Source organism: Corynebacterium sp. NPDC060344 (genome assembly GCF_042725215.1).
Lineage (GTDB): Bacteria > Actinomycetota > Actinomycetes > Mycobacteriales > Mycobacteriaceae > Corynebacterium.
This window is the reverse complement of record NZ_JBHXCS010000002.1, coordinates 340,029-354,394: the sequence shown is the minus strand read 5'-3', so window position 1 is coordinate 354,394 and position 14,366 is coordinate 340,029. Positions and strand designations below refer to the sequence as shown.

The following is a 14,366-nucleotide window of genomic DNA, read 5'->3' as shown; positions in this document are numbered from 1 at the left end:
CCGCGGCCGGGGCTACAGTTGGGCGACATGAGCAACGAAGACGCCAAGGACCGGACCCTCGCCGACAATCCTCTGCTGACGCCGTCGGCGCTGCCGTACGGGCTGCCCGATTTCGCGGCGATCGGCGACGAGCACGTCATCCCGGCGTTCCGCACCGCCTTCGTCGACCATGACGCGGAGATCGCGGCGATCGTCGACAATCCGGAGGCCCCGAGCTTCGCCAACACCCTCGAGGCGCTGGAGGCGTCGGGCCGGTTGCTTGAGCGCGTCGCCGCGTACTTCTTCAACGTCGCCGGCACCGATGCGACCGAGGAGCGCCTGGCCATCGAGGCGGCCATCGCGCCCGAGCTCGCCGCCCACCTGGACGGGGTGCGGCTGAACGCGGGCCTGTGGGACCGCATCAAGCAGGTCGCGGAGCGTGACGACGATACGGCGCTCGACGACGAGGCGCGCCGCCTCCTGGACAAGGTCGTCCGTGATTTCCGGCGCGCCGGCGCGGATCTGGATGATGCGGGGAAGAAGCGGCTCAAGGAGATCAATTCGCGGCTGTCGGAGCTGTCGACCGCCTTCGGCGAGAACCTGCTCGCCGACACCAACGATCGCGCCGTGGCCATCGCCGACGAGGTCGATCTGGCGGGGCTGTCGCAGTCGGCGAAGGACAACTTCGCGCGCTACGCCCGCAAGGCCGGCCGGGAGGACGGGTGGCTGATCCCGCTGGATCTGCCCAGCGTGCAGGCGATCCTCACCGACCTGGAGTCGCCCGACACCCGCGCCCGCGTCTATGCCGCCTCCATCGCGCGCGGCACAGGCGAGGGCCACGACAACCGTCCGGTCCTGCTCGAGGAGGTCCGCCTCCGCGCCGAGCGCGCCCGGCTGCTCGGCTACGACACGCACGCCGATTACGTCATCGCCGACGAGACCGCCGGCGACGCCGCGGCCGCGAAGAAGCTGATCACGGACCTGGCCCCGGCGGCCGTCGCCAATGCCGAAGGCGAGTACAAGCGCGTCGCCGACCTCGCCGCCGAGGAGGCCGCGAAGGTGGGCGGCGAAGGATCCGGCGGGGACGGGGACGAGGTCGAGGGGAGCGCCGAGGTCGGCGCCCCGGATTGGCCGTATTGGGCCGAGCGCCGCCGTGCCGAGGAGTTCGCCGTCGACGGCGAGAAGCTCAAGGCGTACTTCCCGCTCGACCGCGTGCTTCGCGACGGCGTCTTCCACGCCGCGAAGAAGCTCTACGGCATCGACGTCGTGCCGCGCGAGGACCTCACCGGCTACGCCCCGGGCGTGACCGTGTGGGAGGTGCGCGACGAGAACTCCACCGACACCGGCATCGGTCTGCTGCTCACCGACTTCTTCTCCCGGCCGACCAAGCGGGGTGGTGCGTGGATGAGCTCCTTCGTCGACCAGTCGCACCTGCTGGGCACCAAGCCGGTGGTGGTAAACGTGCTCAACATCGCCGAGCCGGGCGAGGGGGAGCAGGCGCTGCTGACGCTCGATGAGGTCACCACCCTCTTCCACGAGTTCGGCCACGCCCTCCATGGCCTGCTGTCCGACGTGCGCTACCCGCGCTTCTCGGGCACCAACGTCCCCCGCGACTTCGTCGAGTTTCCCTCGCAGATCAATGAGAACTGGGCGCTCGAGCCGTCGATCCTGTCCAACTACGCCTTCCACGCCGAGACCGGGGAGCCCATCCCCGCCGAGCTGGTGGCGGCCGTCAAGCGCGCCCGCACCGCGGGCGAGGGCTTTGCGACGACCGAGTACCTCGCCGCATCCGCCCTGGACCTGGCGTGGCACTCGCTGACGCCGGAGCAGGCCGCCGCGGTCACCGACGTCGGGCAGTTCGAGCAGGAGGCGCTGGAGGAATACGGCCTCGACGTGGCCAACCTGGCCCCGCGCTACCGGTCGACGTACTTCAACCACATCTTCGCCGGCGGTTACTCGGCGGGCTACTACTCCTACCTGTGGGCGGAGGCGCTCGACGCCGACGGGTACGGGTGGTTCACCGACAACGGCGGCGCCACCCGCGAAGGCGGCGACCGGTTCCGCGGCACCATCCTGTCGCGCGGCGGAGCCATCGACTTCGCGGAGGCCTACCGCGACTTCCGCGGCCGCGACAAGGACATCCGCCCGCTGCTGGAGCGCCGCGGACTGGCGGGCTCCGAAGTCACCGGGGTCACCGAGGTCGCGGAGGTCACGTCCGGGTAGGCCCGGGCAGCCAGGGGAAAAACGGCCGCGTCCGGCCGATCGGTCGGGCGAAGGGCCGGGTTCGGCCGGTCGGGTAAGGTGAACCGCCGTGTACGAAGCATTCGAGGGAACCGTCGACGCGATCGGCCAGTGGCTGACGCAGTTGCCGGTCTTCGGGCAGACCATCGTGCTGCTGGCGTTCCTCGTGCCCGTCGGCGGCGCGGTGGCGTTCGCGTTCATCGGCCTCATCGACATCGTCGTCGGCCGCATCTCCGGCAAGTGGGCGAAAAAGCGCCCCGCCCGAGGGGGCAGGGCGCGAATCGAATTGGTCGAGCAGGACCCCAGCTAGCAGCCGGGGCGGAGCAGAAAGAGAACCATCATGCGGAAGTCACCGGTCAAGATCGCGCTCGTCGTGCTCATCATCCTGGTGCTCGTCGCCGGCATCATGACGCAGTTCTAGGTCCGGGCCCAGACCCAGATCCAGACGCCGGGCGGCGCTGACCTCAGGCGTCGACGCGGACGGCCTGCGCGCCCTCGGCGCCGATCGACGCCGAGGATTCTCCGGGCTTCGGGGCCGGCAGGCCCGCGCGCCGGTCCACCACCAGGCAGATCGCCAGCGCGATCGCGGTGGGGATGACCCACGACAGCGATTCCTCGTACAGCGGCAGATTCGCCAGCGCCGGGATGGCCGACGCCGGGTCGAACTCCAGCGCCCGGGCCAGATCCAGCAGCGCGAACACGCCCGCCACGGCCACCGGCACCCGGTAGGACCACACCAGCTTGAACGGCAGCGCCGCCTGCAGCAGCGTCAGGAACACCAGCGCCACCGCCATCGGGTACAGGAACACGTTGAGCGGGATGGCGATGCCGATGATCGTCTCCAGCCCCAGATTCGACATCAGCAGCCCCGCCAGCGTGAAACCGACGGCCCACGTGCGGAACCCGATGGACGGGGTCAGCGAAGAAAAGAAGGCGGCGGTCGAGGTGATCAGGCCGACGGCCGTCGTCAAGCAAGCCAGCAGCACGATCAGCGCGAAAACCCAGGCGCCGGCGGAACCGAAGGCCATGGTCGCGGCGTCCGACAGCAGCAGCGCGCCGTTGGTGTACTCGCCCTCGATGCCGCGGCCCAGGTGGCCCAGCCCCAGGTAGACGACGCCGAGCAGGATGACGGCGACGATGCCGGCGAGGATGGAGGACTTGACCACCTGGCTCTGCTTCGTCATCCCCCGCGACCGCAGCGAATCGATGACCACGATGCCGAAGACCAGCGCGGCCAGGGAGTCCATGGTGAGGTAGCCCTCGAGGAAGCCGGCCGTGTACGGCGACCCCGCCCACTTCTCCGTCGGGGCGCCCGGCTCGGCCGTGAGCACCGTCGCGCCGACGGCGACCAGGGCGACGATGAGGATCAGCAGCGCCGGCGTCAGCCACCGGCCCAGCGAATCGACGATGCCGCCCGGGCGCAGCGACAGCCACAGCGACACCGCGAAGAATGCGGCGGTGAAGGCGAACAGCGCCCACGGCGACGACGTCCCCGCCACGCCCGCGACGCCGGTTTCGAACGCGACGTTGGCCGTGCGGGGGATGGCGTAGAGCGCGCCGATGGACAGGTACACCGCGATGGAGAAGACCAGGCCGAAGATCCGGCCCGCCCTCGACGCGATGTCGGAGATGCCGTTGCCCGACACCGACACCGCTATGACGGCCAATGCCGGCAGCAGCACGGCCGTGGACAGGAAGCCCGCCATCGCCGGGCCATAGGCGGTGCCCGCCTCGGTGCCCAGCTGCGGCGGGAAGATGAGGTTGCCGGCGCCGAAGAACATGGCGAACAACATGAGCCCGACCACGATGATGGTCGGACCCGCGGAGCGGGAAGATTTATCGGTCACCCCCCGATTGTCCCAGTGCGCGCCCGATCATCCTTCCGGGGGTCGGGTGCCGGGTATCGGGGGTGGGGCAATCGGGCGCGGACGGCCGCGCCCGTGCCCGTCACTTCCGTGTCGAGGCCTCCGCGACCGCCCCGAACAGGGGCAGCTCGGGCAGGTCGGAGACGAGCACCGCGCGGCCGTCGCCGTCGGTGAGCGGGACGCACCAATTCGGGTACTGGTCGTGGGTGGTGCCCGGCTGGTTCTGCGTGCGGCGATCGCCGACCATGTCCACCAGCGCCATGCACGTCAGCGCCGACGGGGTGCGGGCGAGGTAGCGGTGCAGGCCGACGATGAGCGGGCCGGCGTCCGGCAGCTCCCCGCGGGAGATGTTCGCCCAGTCGCGGCCGGAGATGGCCTCGCCGTCGTCGCCGGAAAGCCCCTCGAAACAGCCCGCCGCGTCGACCGCGGCGAGGTTGCGCGTGACCCAGTCCAGGTCGCGGGCCTCCTCCTCGGCCACGTCGGTGTCGAACAGGCCCAGGCGGTCGCGTAGCGTGATGTGCTCGCCGTCGAGGTACCCGGCGGTCGGCGGCAGGTCGTGGGTGGTCACCGACGACAGGCACAGGCGGCGGTAGTTCGACGGGTGCTTGGGCACGCCGTCGCCATCGGACTCGAACCACAGGATCGACGTGCCCATGATGCCGCGCTGGGCCAGGTACTCCTGCACCCACGGCTCGAAGGTGCCCAGGTCTTCGCCGATGACCACGGCGCCGGCGAGCTCCGCCTCCAGCGCCAGGATGCCCACCATCGCCTCATGGTCGAAGTGGACGTAGGTGCCGTTGGCCGGCGACTCCATCCGCGGCATGAGCCACAGGCGGAACAGTCCCAGGATGTGGTCGACGCGGATGCCGCCGGAGTGGCGCAGCACCGTGCGCAGCATGTCGCGCCACGGCATGTAGGAGGCCTCGGCCAGCTTGTGCGGGTTCCACGGCGGCTGCGACCAGTCCTGGCCGCGCTGGTTGAACCCGTCCGGCGGGGCGCCCACCGAGGCATCCGGCGCCATCCATTCGGCCAGGTTGCGGGCATCGGAGCCGCCCGGGTGCACGCCGACGGCGAGGTCGGCCATGATGCCGATGCGCATCCCGGCCTCCGTCGCGGCGCGCTGGGCGTCGCGCAGCTGCTCGTCGAGGATCCACTGCAGCCAGCAGTGGAAGTCGACCAGTTCCTCGCGCAGCTCGTCGACGTCCTCGTGGGCGCCCAGCGGCGTGACCAGGCCCGCGAACTCGCCGTTGTCGCGGGCGGCGGTGCGCATGTCGATGTCGCGGTCGGCGCACCAGCGGGCGTAGTCGATGATGCCGCGCCCCTGCTCGGCGAGGAACCGCCGGTAGTCGGCGAGGCGGACCTCCGACAGCGGGATGTGGTGGATGGCGTGGAGGGCGCGCAGCTTCGCGGCGTAGATCGGGTTGCGGTCGATCTCGTCGGCGGAGCGATTGAGCTCGCGGAAGCCGGCGGCCAGCTCGCGCAGTTCCGCGGCGTCGGCCTCGTCGAGGTAGGAGAACTCGGGGATCATCTCCACCCGGATGTACAGCGGGTTGGAGTACCGGCGGGTGGTGGGCAGGTACGGCGAATCCTCCACGGGCGGGCAGGGCTCGGCGGCGTGCAGCGGGTTGATCAGCACGAAGTCGGCGCCCGCGTCGCGCGCGGACACGCTGGCCAGGTCACCGAGCGTGGTCAGGTCGCCGATGCCCCACGACCGCTCGGAGCGCACCGAGTACAGCTGGGCCATGACCCCGGTTGCGGGCTTGTCGACGAACCGATCGGCCGTCGACAAGCGACCCGGGGTCACGGCCAACTCGCACTCGGCGGAGACGTCGCCGTTGACCGCGCGCAGCCGGTGCCAGCCCAGGGGCAGATCCTCCGGCACGGCGAAGGCGGCCTCGCCCATGAGCACGCCGTCGACCTCGCGCGGGGCGACGTTGTGCTCGATCTGGGCCAGCGGCCATTCCTTCTCTTCGGCGTCGGAGTCGGAGTCGGAGCCGGAGCCGGCACCCGCCCCGGCACCGGCCGGCGTGCCCGAGCCGTCGCCGATGATCGCGGTTACGGACACGTCCGTGCCGTCGGGGACGTGGACGAGGACCTCCTTGCGGGAACCGCTGGTGCTCACCACCACCGGCGGCAGCAGCCTGCGCCACCGGCGATCGGCCCACGCCTCGCGCGCGGCGCGGATGTCATCGTCCGAGGGATCCTCGGGGGTGGGGCCGAGGTCGACGTCGAGCGCGGCGAGGATCTTCAGGATCGTCTCCCGGGACACCGTCGTCTCCTCGCCGTTGTGCGCCGTAAAGCGCGAGGCGACGCCGAGATCGGCTGCGAGATCGGACAAGGGGGCGGTCACGGGGGGCTGCGCGTCGTCGTTGGTCACGAAAACCATCATGCCAGCAGCCCCGAAAGTGCACCTGTTCGGAGGGGTCCGGCGTTCACCCGCGAAACGTTTCCGTTTTTATGGGCGGTTCCCGCACCGCCGAGGTGGGACTGCCGTAAGTTGGTTGCCGAAGTAATCGATGTCACACCGGTTGACTGCGGCCACGGGGCCGCCGGCCCGGAGGGGCAGGCGGCGCGCCGGCGTAGCGTCGGCGGCACGTGGACCAGGAACAGATGGACGACCTGAAGGAGACGATCAAGACCATGCGGGAGTACAGCAGCGAGGCCCAGTTCGCGGTGGGCGACAAGGAGACCATCGTCACCGCGATGCAGGAACTGGTGGCCAAGCGCCCGAAGCTGGTCATGTTCACCCGCCCGAAGAACTTCGAGTGGGTCAACGTCACCGCCCAGGAGTTCCACGACGAGGCCGTCGCCGTGGCCAAGGGCCTCATCGCCAACGGCGTGGAGAAGGGCGACCGCGTCGCGCTGCTGTCGGAGACCCGTTACGAGTGGAACCTGATCAACATCGCCATCTGGATGGCCGGCGCGACGATCGTGCCCATCTACGGTTCCTCCTCCGCCGGCCAGATCCGCTGGATCATCGAGGATTCCGGCGCCGTCTTCGCCATCACCGAGGGCCGCCAGCATACCGAGCGGATGAAGAACCTCATCGTCGACGACTCCGGCCACGCGCCGCTGTCGGAGTCCCCGACGCAGCTGCGGCGCGTGCTGGAGATCAACGCCTCCGCCGTGGACACCCTCATGTACGAGGGCCGCGACATCGAGGACTCCGAGGTCCAGGACCGCATCGACGCCTCCCGCGCCGACGATCTCGCCTCGGTGATCTACACCTCCGGCACCACCGGCCGCCCGAAGGGCTGCATGCTGGCCCACAGCAACTGGCTGGCGGAGGTCCGCGGCATCCTCACCAACGACATCGGCGTCATCGCCCGCCCGGGCAACCGCATCCTCACCTTCCTTCCGCTGGCCCACGTCCTGGCCAACGCGGTGTCCCTGGCCTCCATCGTCGGCGGCGCGACCCAGTCCCACTGGGCCGACACCACCACGGTGACGCTGGAGTTCCAGCGCTCCCGCCCGCACCTGATCCTCGGCGTGCCCCGCGTGTTCGAGAAGGTCCGCGACTCGGCCCTGGCCGGCGCGAAGGAGAAGGGCGCCTTCGGCCTCGCGCTGTTCGAGCGCGCCGAGGCTGCGGCCATCGACTACTCCAAGGCCCTGGACACCCCGTCCGGCCCGTCGACGGCGCAGAAGCTGCGCCTGAAGCTGTACGACAAGCTGCTGTTCGCCAAGATCAAGGCGGCCATGGGCGAGGCCGTGCAGTACACCATTTCCGGCGGCTCGGCGCTGTCGTCCGACCTGGGCCACTTCTTCCGCGGCCTGGGCGTGACGGTCTACGAGGGCTACGGCCTGACCGAGTCGACGGCGGCCATCACGGTGAACACGCCGACCGACCAGGTCATCGGCACGGTCGGCCGCCCGGTCGGCGGGTGCTCGGTGAAGATCGCCGAGGACGGCGAGATCCTGCTCAAGGGCCCGGTGGTGTTCAAGGGCTACTGGCAGAACGAGGAGGCCACGAAGGAGACCTTCGACGGCGAGTGGTTCAAGACCGGCGACCTCGGCGAGCTCGACGAGACCGGCCACCTGCGCGTCACGGGCCGCAAGAAGGACCTCATCGTCACCGCCGGCGGCAAGAACGTCTCGCCCGGCCCGATGGAGGACCGCATGCGCTCGCACCCGCTGGTGTCGCAGGCCGTGGTCATCGGCGACGGCCGCCCGTTCATCTCCGTCCTGGTCACCCTCGACGAGGATGCGATCGCGAAGTGGAAGGCCGAGCACAACATCCCGGAGCAGACCACGATCCGCGATCTCGCCGCCAACGCGGTGCTGCGCGCGGAGATCCAGGACGCGGTGAACTCCGCCAACGAGCTGGTCTCGCATGCGGAGGCGATCAAGAAGTTCCACATCCTCCCGCGCGACCTGTCCGAGGACGAGGGCGAGCTGACCCCGACCATGAAGGTCAAGCGCAACGTCGTCGTGGACAAGTTCTCCCGCGAGGTCGAGGACATGTACCACCGCTGATCCGCACGTCACGGCGCCAGGATGCGCCCGCCGGCCCGGCACCCCGTTGGGGGTGCCGGGCTTCGTGCTTTGCGACGGCCACCCGGATCCCGCGTCGGCGTCGCCAAGCAAGTGGCGAAACACCCCGACGAGCCGGTGTCGCTCCACCGGCACCGCCCCCCGCCCCCTTAGAGTGAGGGGCGTTCGAGGTCATCGGGGGAACGCGCAGGCGGCCCCGGCGACCCAGATGACGACGATGCGCCCGGCAGGGCCCGACCGGCGAGGAGGACCGCGGTGGAGCATTACGACGCGCGCCTCCGGCTCCGGGAAATCACCCAGGAGCTCTACGACATCGGCGACGAGGTCGCCGAGCACATCGAGCACCTGGCGCAGGCCATCGCCGACGTCGACCGCGAGCTCGTCGACGAATGCGTGCTGGAGCTGGCCGACATCGTCGACGAGGCCGTGGAGGACGCGCGCCCGCTCATCGGCGAGCTGGCCGGGCTGCGGCAGGCGTTCACGTCCGGCATCCGCCGCGGCGAGCTCGGGCCGATGCCGGACCGCGAGCCGGGGCCGGAGCCGAAGCCCGTCGACGTCGCCGAGCTGTCCGCGATCCCGGCGCCGCTGCGCCACCCCGTCGCGGTGCCGACGGTGGCACACGCGCTGCTGGCGCGATCGGAGAGCACGGCGGCGTACCTGGAGGAGCTGGCGGACTGGGTGTCCGCGGAGAACATCCGCGGCGTCGAGGTGCTGGGGTCGGTGCAGATCCCGGCGCTGTACGCCCGCTGCGGCCGGCGCGCGCTCAATGCCGCCGCCGCGTGGTGCGTGACCGTGCCCGAGACCCATCCGGCCGTGGCCAAGACCCTGCGCGGGCGCAGGCCCCCGGCGTTCCTCATGGAGCGCATCCGCATCGACGAGGTCGTGCGCAAGGTCGCCCGCCGCCGCGCCGCGGAGCGCGTGTGACCGCCCCCGCATTCGGCGTCTACCTGCACGTCCCGTTTTGCGCGACGAGGTGCGGGTACTGCGACTTCAACACCTACACCGCCGGCGAGCTCGGGTCGGCGGCGTCGACGGGCACCTACCTGGACGCCATCGCGCGCGAGCTGGAGCTCGGGGCGGAGTCGATGGCGGCGGGCAGCGCGGGCGGCGCGGGAGCCACGGGCGAAGCGGCCGGAGTGGCCGGCGTGCGCCCCGCCGAGACCGTGTTCATCGGCGGCGGCACCCCGTCGCTGCTCGGCGCATCCGGGCTGGCGCGCCTGCTCGACGCCGTGCGCGACACGTTCGGCCTGGCGCCGGGCGCGGAGGTGACCACCGAGTCCAACCCCGAGTCGACGTCGCCGGAGTTCTTCGAGGGCATCCGCGAGGCCGGTTTCAACCGCGTCAGCCTGGGCATGCAGTCCGTCGTCCCGCACGTGCTGGCGACGCTCGACCGCGTGCACACGCCGGGCCGGCCGGTGGAGGCCGCCCGCGAGGCGCGCGCCGCCGGATTCGACCACGTCAACCTCGACCTCATCTACGGCACGCCGGGGGAGTCGATGTCCGACCTCGACGCGTCGCTGGAGGCGGTGCTGTCGGCGGGCGTCGACCACGTCTCGGCGTACTCGCTCATCGTGGAGGAGGGCACGGCCATGGCGCGGAAGGTCCGCCGCGGCGAGCTGCCCATGCCCGACGACGACGATCTCGCCGACCGCTACGAGCGCATCGACGCCGCGCTCCGTGGCCACGGCTACGACTGGTACGAGGTCTCCAACTGGGCCAAGCCGGGCGGGGAGTGCCGCCACAACATGATCTACTGGCGCGACGGCGACTGGTGGGGCGCGGGCCCCGGCGCGCATTCGCACATCGGGGGCCGGCGCTTCCACAACGTCAAGCACCCCGCGCGCTACGCCTCGGTGGTCTCCGGTGGCGAGCTGCCCATCCGCGATTCGGAATCGCTTTCCGACGACGACCGCCACATTGAAAGGGTCATGCTCCGCCTCCGGCTGTCCGAGGGCATGCCGGCGTCGGAATTGCGGCCCGACGAGCTCAAGCGGGCGCGTGCGCAGGAGGCCGCCGGGATGCTGGCGCTCGACGGCGGCCGGGTGCGGCTGACCGACGCGGGACGGCTGCTGGCCGACGCGATCATCGTCGACATCCTCAGCTGAATCGGGGCGATCCGGCCGGCGGGCTAGAGTCCACGGCATGAACCAGAACCGGAACGCCACCGCGGCGGCGGGCACCCCGCACGGAACGCCCGAATCGGCGGCCGTCGCGCAGTCGACCCGCACCCGCTTGATCGTCGTTCTCGTGCTCGGCCAGATCCTCGGCGGGCTGGGCGTCGGTGCGGCGGTGAGCGTCGGCGCACTCCTCGTCGCCGACGTCTCGGGCTCCCCGGAACTGTCCGGTCTCGCGGCGACGCTGAGCACGTTGGGCGCGGCGATCGCCTCAGTGCCGCTGGCGCGGCTGGCCATCGCGAAGGGCCGCGGCATCGCCTTGGCCGTGGGCTCGGGCCTGGCGGCCGTCGGCGCGGTGGCCGCGACCATCGCCGCCGTCGCCGACAACACCCCGCTCGTCCTCGTCGGCCTGCTGGTGCTCGGCGTCGGGTCGGCGGTGGGATTGCAGGCGAGGTTCGCCGCCGCCGACGCCGCTCTGCCGCAGCGGCGCGGCCTCATGCTGTCGACGGTGATGTGGTCGACGACCGTCGGCGCCGTCACCGGCCCGCTGCTCATGGCGCCGTCGGGCATCGTCGCCCGCGCAGTCGGCCTGCCGGAGCTGACGGGCCCGTTCCTCATCACCGTCGTCGCGCAGGCCGCGGCGACGCTGCTCTACGCCGTGATGCTGCGCCCGGATCCGCTCGAGGTCGCGCGGCTCACCGATGAGCCTGCCCCCGCCGCACGAGCAGCGGCCGATGAGCCCTTCGCCGTGGTGCCCGCCGACCGCCGCATCGTCCTCGCGGGGCAGGGCGCGGTTGCCGTCGCCCACTTCGTCATGGTCACGCTCATGTCCATGGCGCCTCTGCACATGACGGGATTCGGGGCGTCGCTGACCATCATCGGCATGGTCATGAGCCTGCACATCGCCGGCATGTGGGCCCTGTCGCCCGTCTTCGGGTGGGCCGCCGACCGATTCGGCACGACCACCATGATCCTCGTCGGCCAGGCGATTTTCCTGGCCACCGCCGCCGTCGTGTGGTCGGCGCCGCGCAGCCTGCCGATGCTCGCCGTCGCCCTGACGCTGCTGGGATTGGGCTGGTCGGCGTCGGTGGTGGCGGGCTCTGCGGCGGTCACGAAGGCCACGCCTCAGCACACCCGCGCCGCCGTCCAGGGCCGCACCGACCTGGGCATGAACCTGGCGGGCGTGCTCGGCGGGCTGATCGGTGGGCCCGTGCTCGTCCAGATCGGCTACACGGGGCTCGCGATGGTGGCGATGGTCCCGGTGGCGGTGGTCGTCGTCACGCATGTGCTGCTGGGCAACCGCCCGGCCGCCAGCCGGTAGACTCGGGCGGCGATGCACGGGGCCCCGGAAGGGGCCATGTCGACGACCCGCGAAGGAGCGCCCGATGTCCAGCCAGACCGAACTGCGCCGCCGCGAGGTGCTGCGCGCCATCGTCGCCGACTACGTGTCCTCGCAGGAACCGGTGGGCTCGAAGGCGCTGGTCGATCGGCACAACCTGGGGGTGTCGTCGGCGACCATCCGCAATGACATGGCGGTGCTGGAGGCGGAGGGCTTCATCACCCAAGAGCATGCTTCGTCGGGGCGCATCCCCACGGAAAAGGGCTACCGCCTGTTCGTCGACTCGATCTCGCAGGTCAAGCCGCTGTCGAAGGCGGAGCACCGGGCGATCCTCGAGTTCCTCGAAGGCGGCGTCGACCTCGAGGACGTGTTGCGCCGGTCGGTGCAGCTGCTCAGCCAGCTCACCCGCCAGGTCGCGGTGGTCCAGCTGCCCACGCTGCAGTCGTCGCGGGTGCGGCACTGCGAGGTCGTGCAGCTCGCCGACGTGCGGCTGCTGCTGGTGATCATCACCGACACCGGCCGCGTCGAGCAGCGCAACGTCGAGCTGTCCGCGCCGATCGACCCGAACCAGGTGCCGGCGCTGCGCGACATGCTCAACCGCACCATGGCCGGCAAGACGCTGTCCGATGCTTCGGCGTCGATCGCGGACCTGGCCGCCAATGCGCCCGCCGACGTGCGCGACATCGTGATCCGGTGCTCGACGGTGATCATCGAATCGCTCATCGACCGGCCCAACGACCGCCTCATCCTTGCCGGCGCCTCGAACCTGACGCGCTCGGGCCTGCACGGCCGCCTGCCGTCGACGCTGCCGACGGTGCTCGACGCGTTGGAGGAGCAGGTCGTGGTGCTCAAGCTGCTGTCCGCCGTGCAGGACCTGCACCAGGTGCGGGTGTCCATCGGCGAGGAGAACGAGGACGAGGAACTGCGCGGCACGTCGGTGGTGTCCACCGGGTACGGGACGTCGGGCGCGATCCTCGGCGGGCTCGGCGTCGTCGGCCCGACCTACATGGACTATCCGGGAACAATCGCGTCGGTGGCCGCCGTTGCACAGTACGTCGGCCGGGTCCTCGGTGACGGCTGAGCGCCGTCGCGCTGGTACATTCGTCCGACGGTTCACACATTTGGTTTTCGACAGATGCATAAGGAAGTAACTGACGTTGGCTCGTGACTACTACGGCATCCTCGGCGTGTCCAAGGACTCCTCGGACGCGGAGATCAAGAAGGCGTACCGCAAGCTCGCGCTGAAGTACCACCCGGACCGCAATCCGGATGACGACGAAGCCGCGGAGAAGTTCCGCGAGGCCTCCGTCGCCCACGAGGTGCTGTCCGATCCCGAGAAGCGGCGCATCGTCGACCTCGGCGGCGACCCGATGGATCAGGGCGGCGCGGCCGGCGGGTACGGCGGCGGTTTCGGCGGCTTCGGCGGCGGTGGCCTGGGCGACGTGTTCGAGGCGTTCTTCGGCGGCGCCGGCGGTGGCGGCCAGCGCCAGCGCCGCTCGCGCGTCCAGCCCGGCTCGGACGCGCTGCTGCGCATTTCGCTCGGCCTCGACGAGTGCTTCACCGGCGTGCGCAAGCCGATCACCGTGGACACGGCCGTGCTGTGCGACGTCTGCGAGGGCACCGGCTCGAAGACCAAGGAAAAGCCGAAGGTCTGCGGCGACTGCAACGGCACCGGCGAGATCCAGCAGATCCAGCGTTCCTTCCTGGGCAACGTCATGACGTCGCGCCCCTGCGGCCGCTGCCAGGGCACCGGCGAGATCATCGTCGACCCCTGCGGCAACTGCGGCGGCGACGGCCGCGTGAAGTCGCGCCGCGACCTGACCGTCAACGTCCCGGCGGGCATCGCCGACGGCATGCGCATCCGCATGGCCGGCCAGGGCGAGGTCGGCCCGGGCGGCGGCCCGGCCGGCGACCTGTACGTCGAGGTCCACGCCGACCCGCACCCGGTGTTCACCCGCGAGGGCGATGACCTCCACGTGACCATCCACGTGCCCATGGTCGACGCCGCTCTGGGCACGTCGCTGGACATCGACGACCTGGTCGGCGAGAAGATCGCCGTCGGCGTCGAGGCCGGCACGCAGCCCGCCCAGACCCTGCGCGTCGAGGGCCGCGGCATGCCGCGCCTGCGCGGCGAGGGCGCCGGCGACCTCATCGCCCACGTCGACGTCACGGTGCCCACCAAGCTCGACGGCAAGTCTCGGGAAATGCTGGAGAAGCTGCGCGACCATCGCGGCGAGGACACCCGCCTGGTGGAGGGGCAGGCCGCGCAGCGCGGCTTCTTCTCCCGCTTCCGCACCCGCCGCTGACGGGCGCCGACCGCCGCGCGCCGCACGAATA

The 14,366-nt window shown here is 71.0% G+C and carries 10 protein-coding genes; 8 read left to right on the top strand and 2 right to left on the bottom strand.

What is annotated here, in order from left to right:
- Positions 1–27: 27 nt before the first annotated feature.
- Positions 28–2,202, top strand: a complete 2,175-nt coding sequence (locus ACFWGD_RS04315) for a M3 family metallopeptidase (protein ID WP_377777323.1) — start codon at positions 28–30, stop codon at positions 2,200–2,202.
- Between the two features lie 88 nt (positions 2,203–2,290).
- Entirely contained in the window at positions 2,291–2,530 is a 240-nt protein-coding gene (locus ACFWGD_RS04310) for a hypothetical protein (protein WP_377777322.1), read from the top strand.
- A gap of 154 nt (positions 2,531–2,684) precedes the next feature.
- Here ACFWGD_RS04310 and brnQ read toward each other — a convergent pair whose 3' ends face one another.
- Together brnQ and malQ are read right to left on the bottom strand one after the other, a co-directional pair.
- A complete protein-coding gene (gene brnQ, locus ACFWGD_RS04305; protein WP_377777321.1) occupies positions 2,685–4,067 on the bottom strand; it encodes a branched-chain amino acid transport system II carrier protein in 1,383 nt (460 codons plus the stop codon).
- A gap of 100 nt (positions 4,068–4,167) precedes the next feature.
- The gene (gene malQ / locus ACFWGD_RS04300; RefSeq protein WP_377777320.1) at positions 4,168–6,474 is read right to left on the bottom strand and encodes a 4-alpha-glucanotransferase; all 2,307 of its coding nucleotides are present in this window, start codon (positions 6,472–6,474) and stop codon (positions 4,168–4,170) included.
- A 251-nt stretch (positions 6,475–6,725) separates the two neighbouring features.
- Between malQ and ACFWGD_RS04295 the strand changes: the two genes are divergently transcribed.
- The 6 genes from ACFWGD_RS04295 (at position 6,726) to dnaJ (ending at position 14,335) form a co-directional block, all read left to right on the top strand.
- Complete coding sequence (locus ACFWGD_RS04295; RefSeq protein WP_377777485.1) at positions 6,726–8,558, top strand: AMP-dependent synthetase/ligase; 1,833 nt, start codon at positions 6,726–6,728, stop codon at positions 8,556–8,558.
- Positions 8,559–8,831: 273 nt separating this feature from the next.
- Positions 8,832–9,500, top strand: a complete 669-nt coding sequence (locus tag ACFWGD_RS04290) for a hypothetical protein (protein ID WP_377777319.1) — start codon at positions 8,832–8,834, stop codon at positions 9,498–9,500.
- Positions 9,497–10,681 (top strand): radical SAM family heme chaperone HemW, encoded by a 1,185-nt coding sequence (gene hemW, locus ACFWGD_RS04285; RefSeq protein WP_377777318.1) that lies wholly within the window; start codon positions 9,497–9,499, stop codon positions 10,679–10,681. Before ACFWGD_RS04290 ends, hemW begins: the two co-directional genes overlap by 4 nt.
- Positions 10,682–10,718: 37 nt before the next feature.
- Positions 10,719–12,011 (top strand): MFS transporter, encoded by a 1,293-nt coding sequence (locus ACFWGD_RS04280; protein ID WP_377777317.1) that lies wholly within the window; start codon positions 10,719–10,721, stop codon positions 12,009–12,011.
- A 64-nt stretch (positions 12,012–12,075) separates the two neighbouring features.
- Positions 12,076–13,110: a heat-inducible transcriptional repressor HrcA gene (gene hrcA, locus ACFWGD_RS04275; protein WP_377777316.1), complete on the top strand. Its 1,035-nt coding sequence runs from the start codon at positions 12,076–12,078 to the stop codon at positions 13,108–13,110.
- Positions 13,111–13,186: 76 nt separating this feature from the next.
- Positions 13,187–14,335: a molecular chaperone DnaJ gene (dnaJ, locus tag ACFWGD_RS04270; RefSeq protein WP_377777315.1), complete on the top strand. Its 1,149-nt coding sequence runs from the start codon at positions 13,187–13,189 to the stop codon at positions 14,333–14,335.
- The last annotated feature ends 31 nt before the right edge of the window (positions 14,336–14,366 follow it).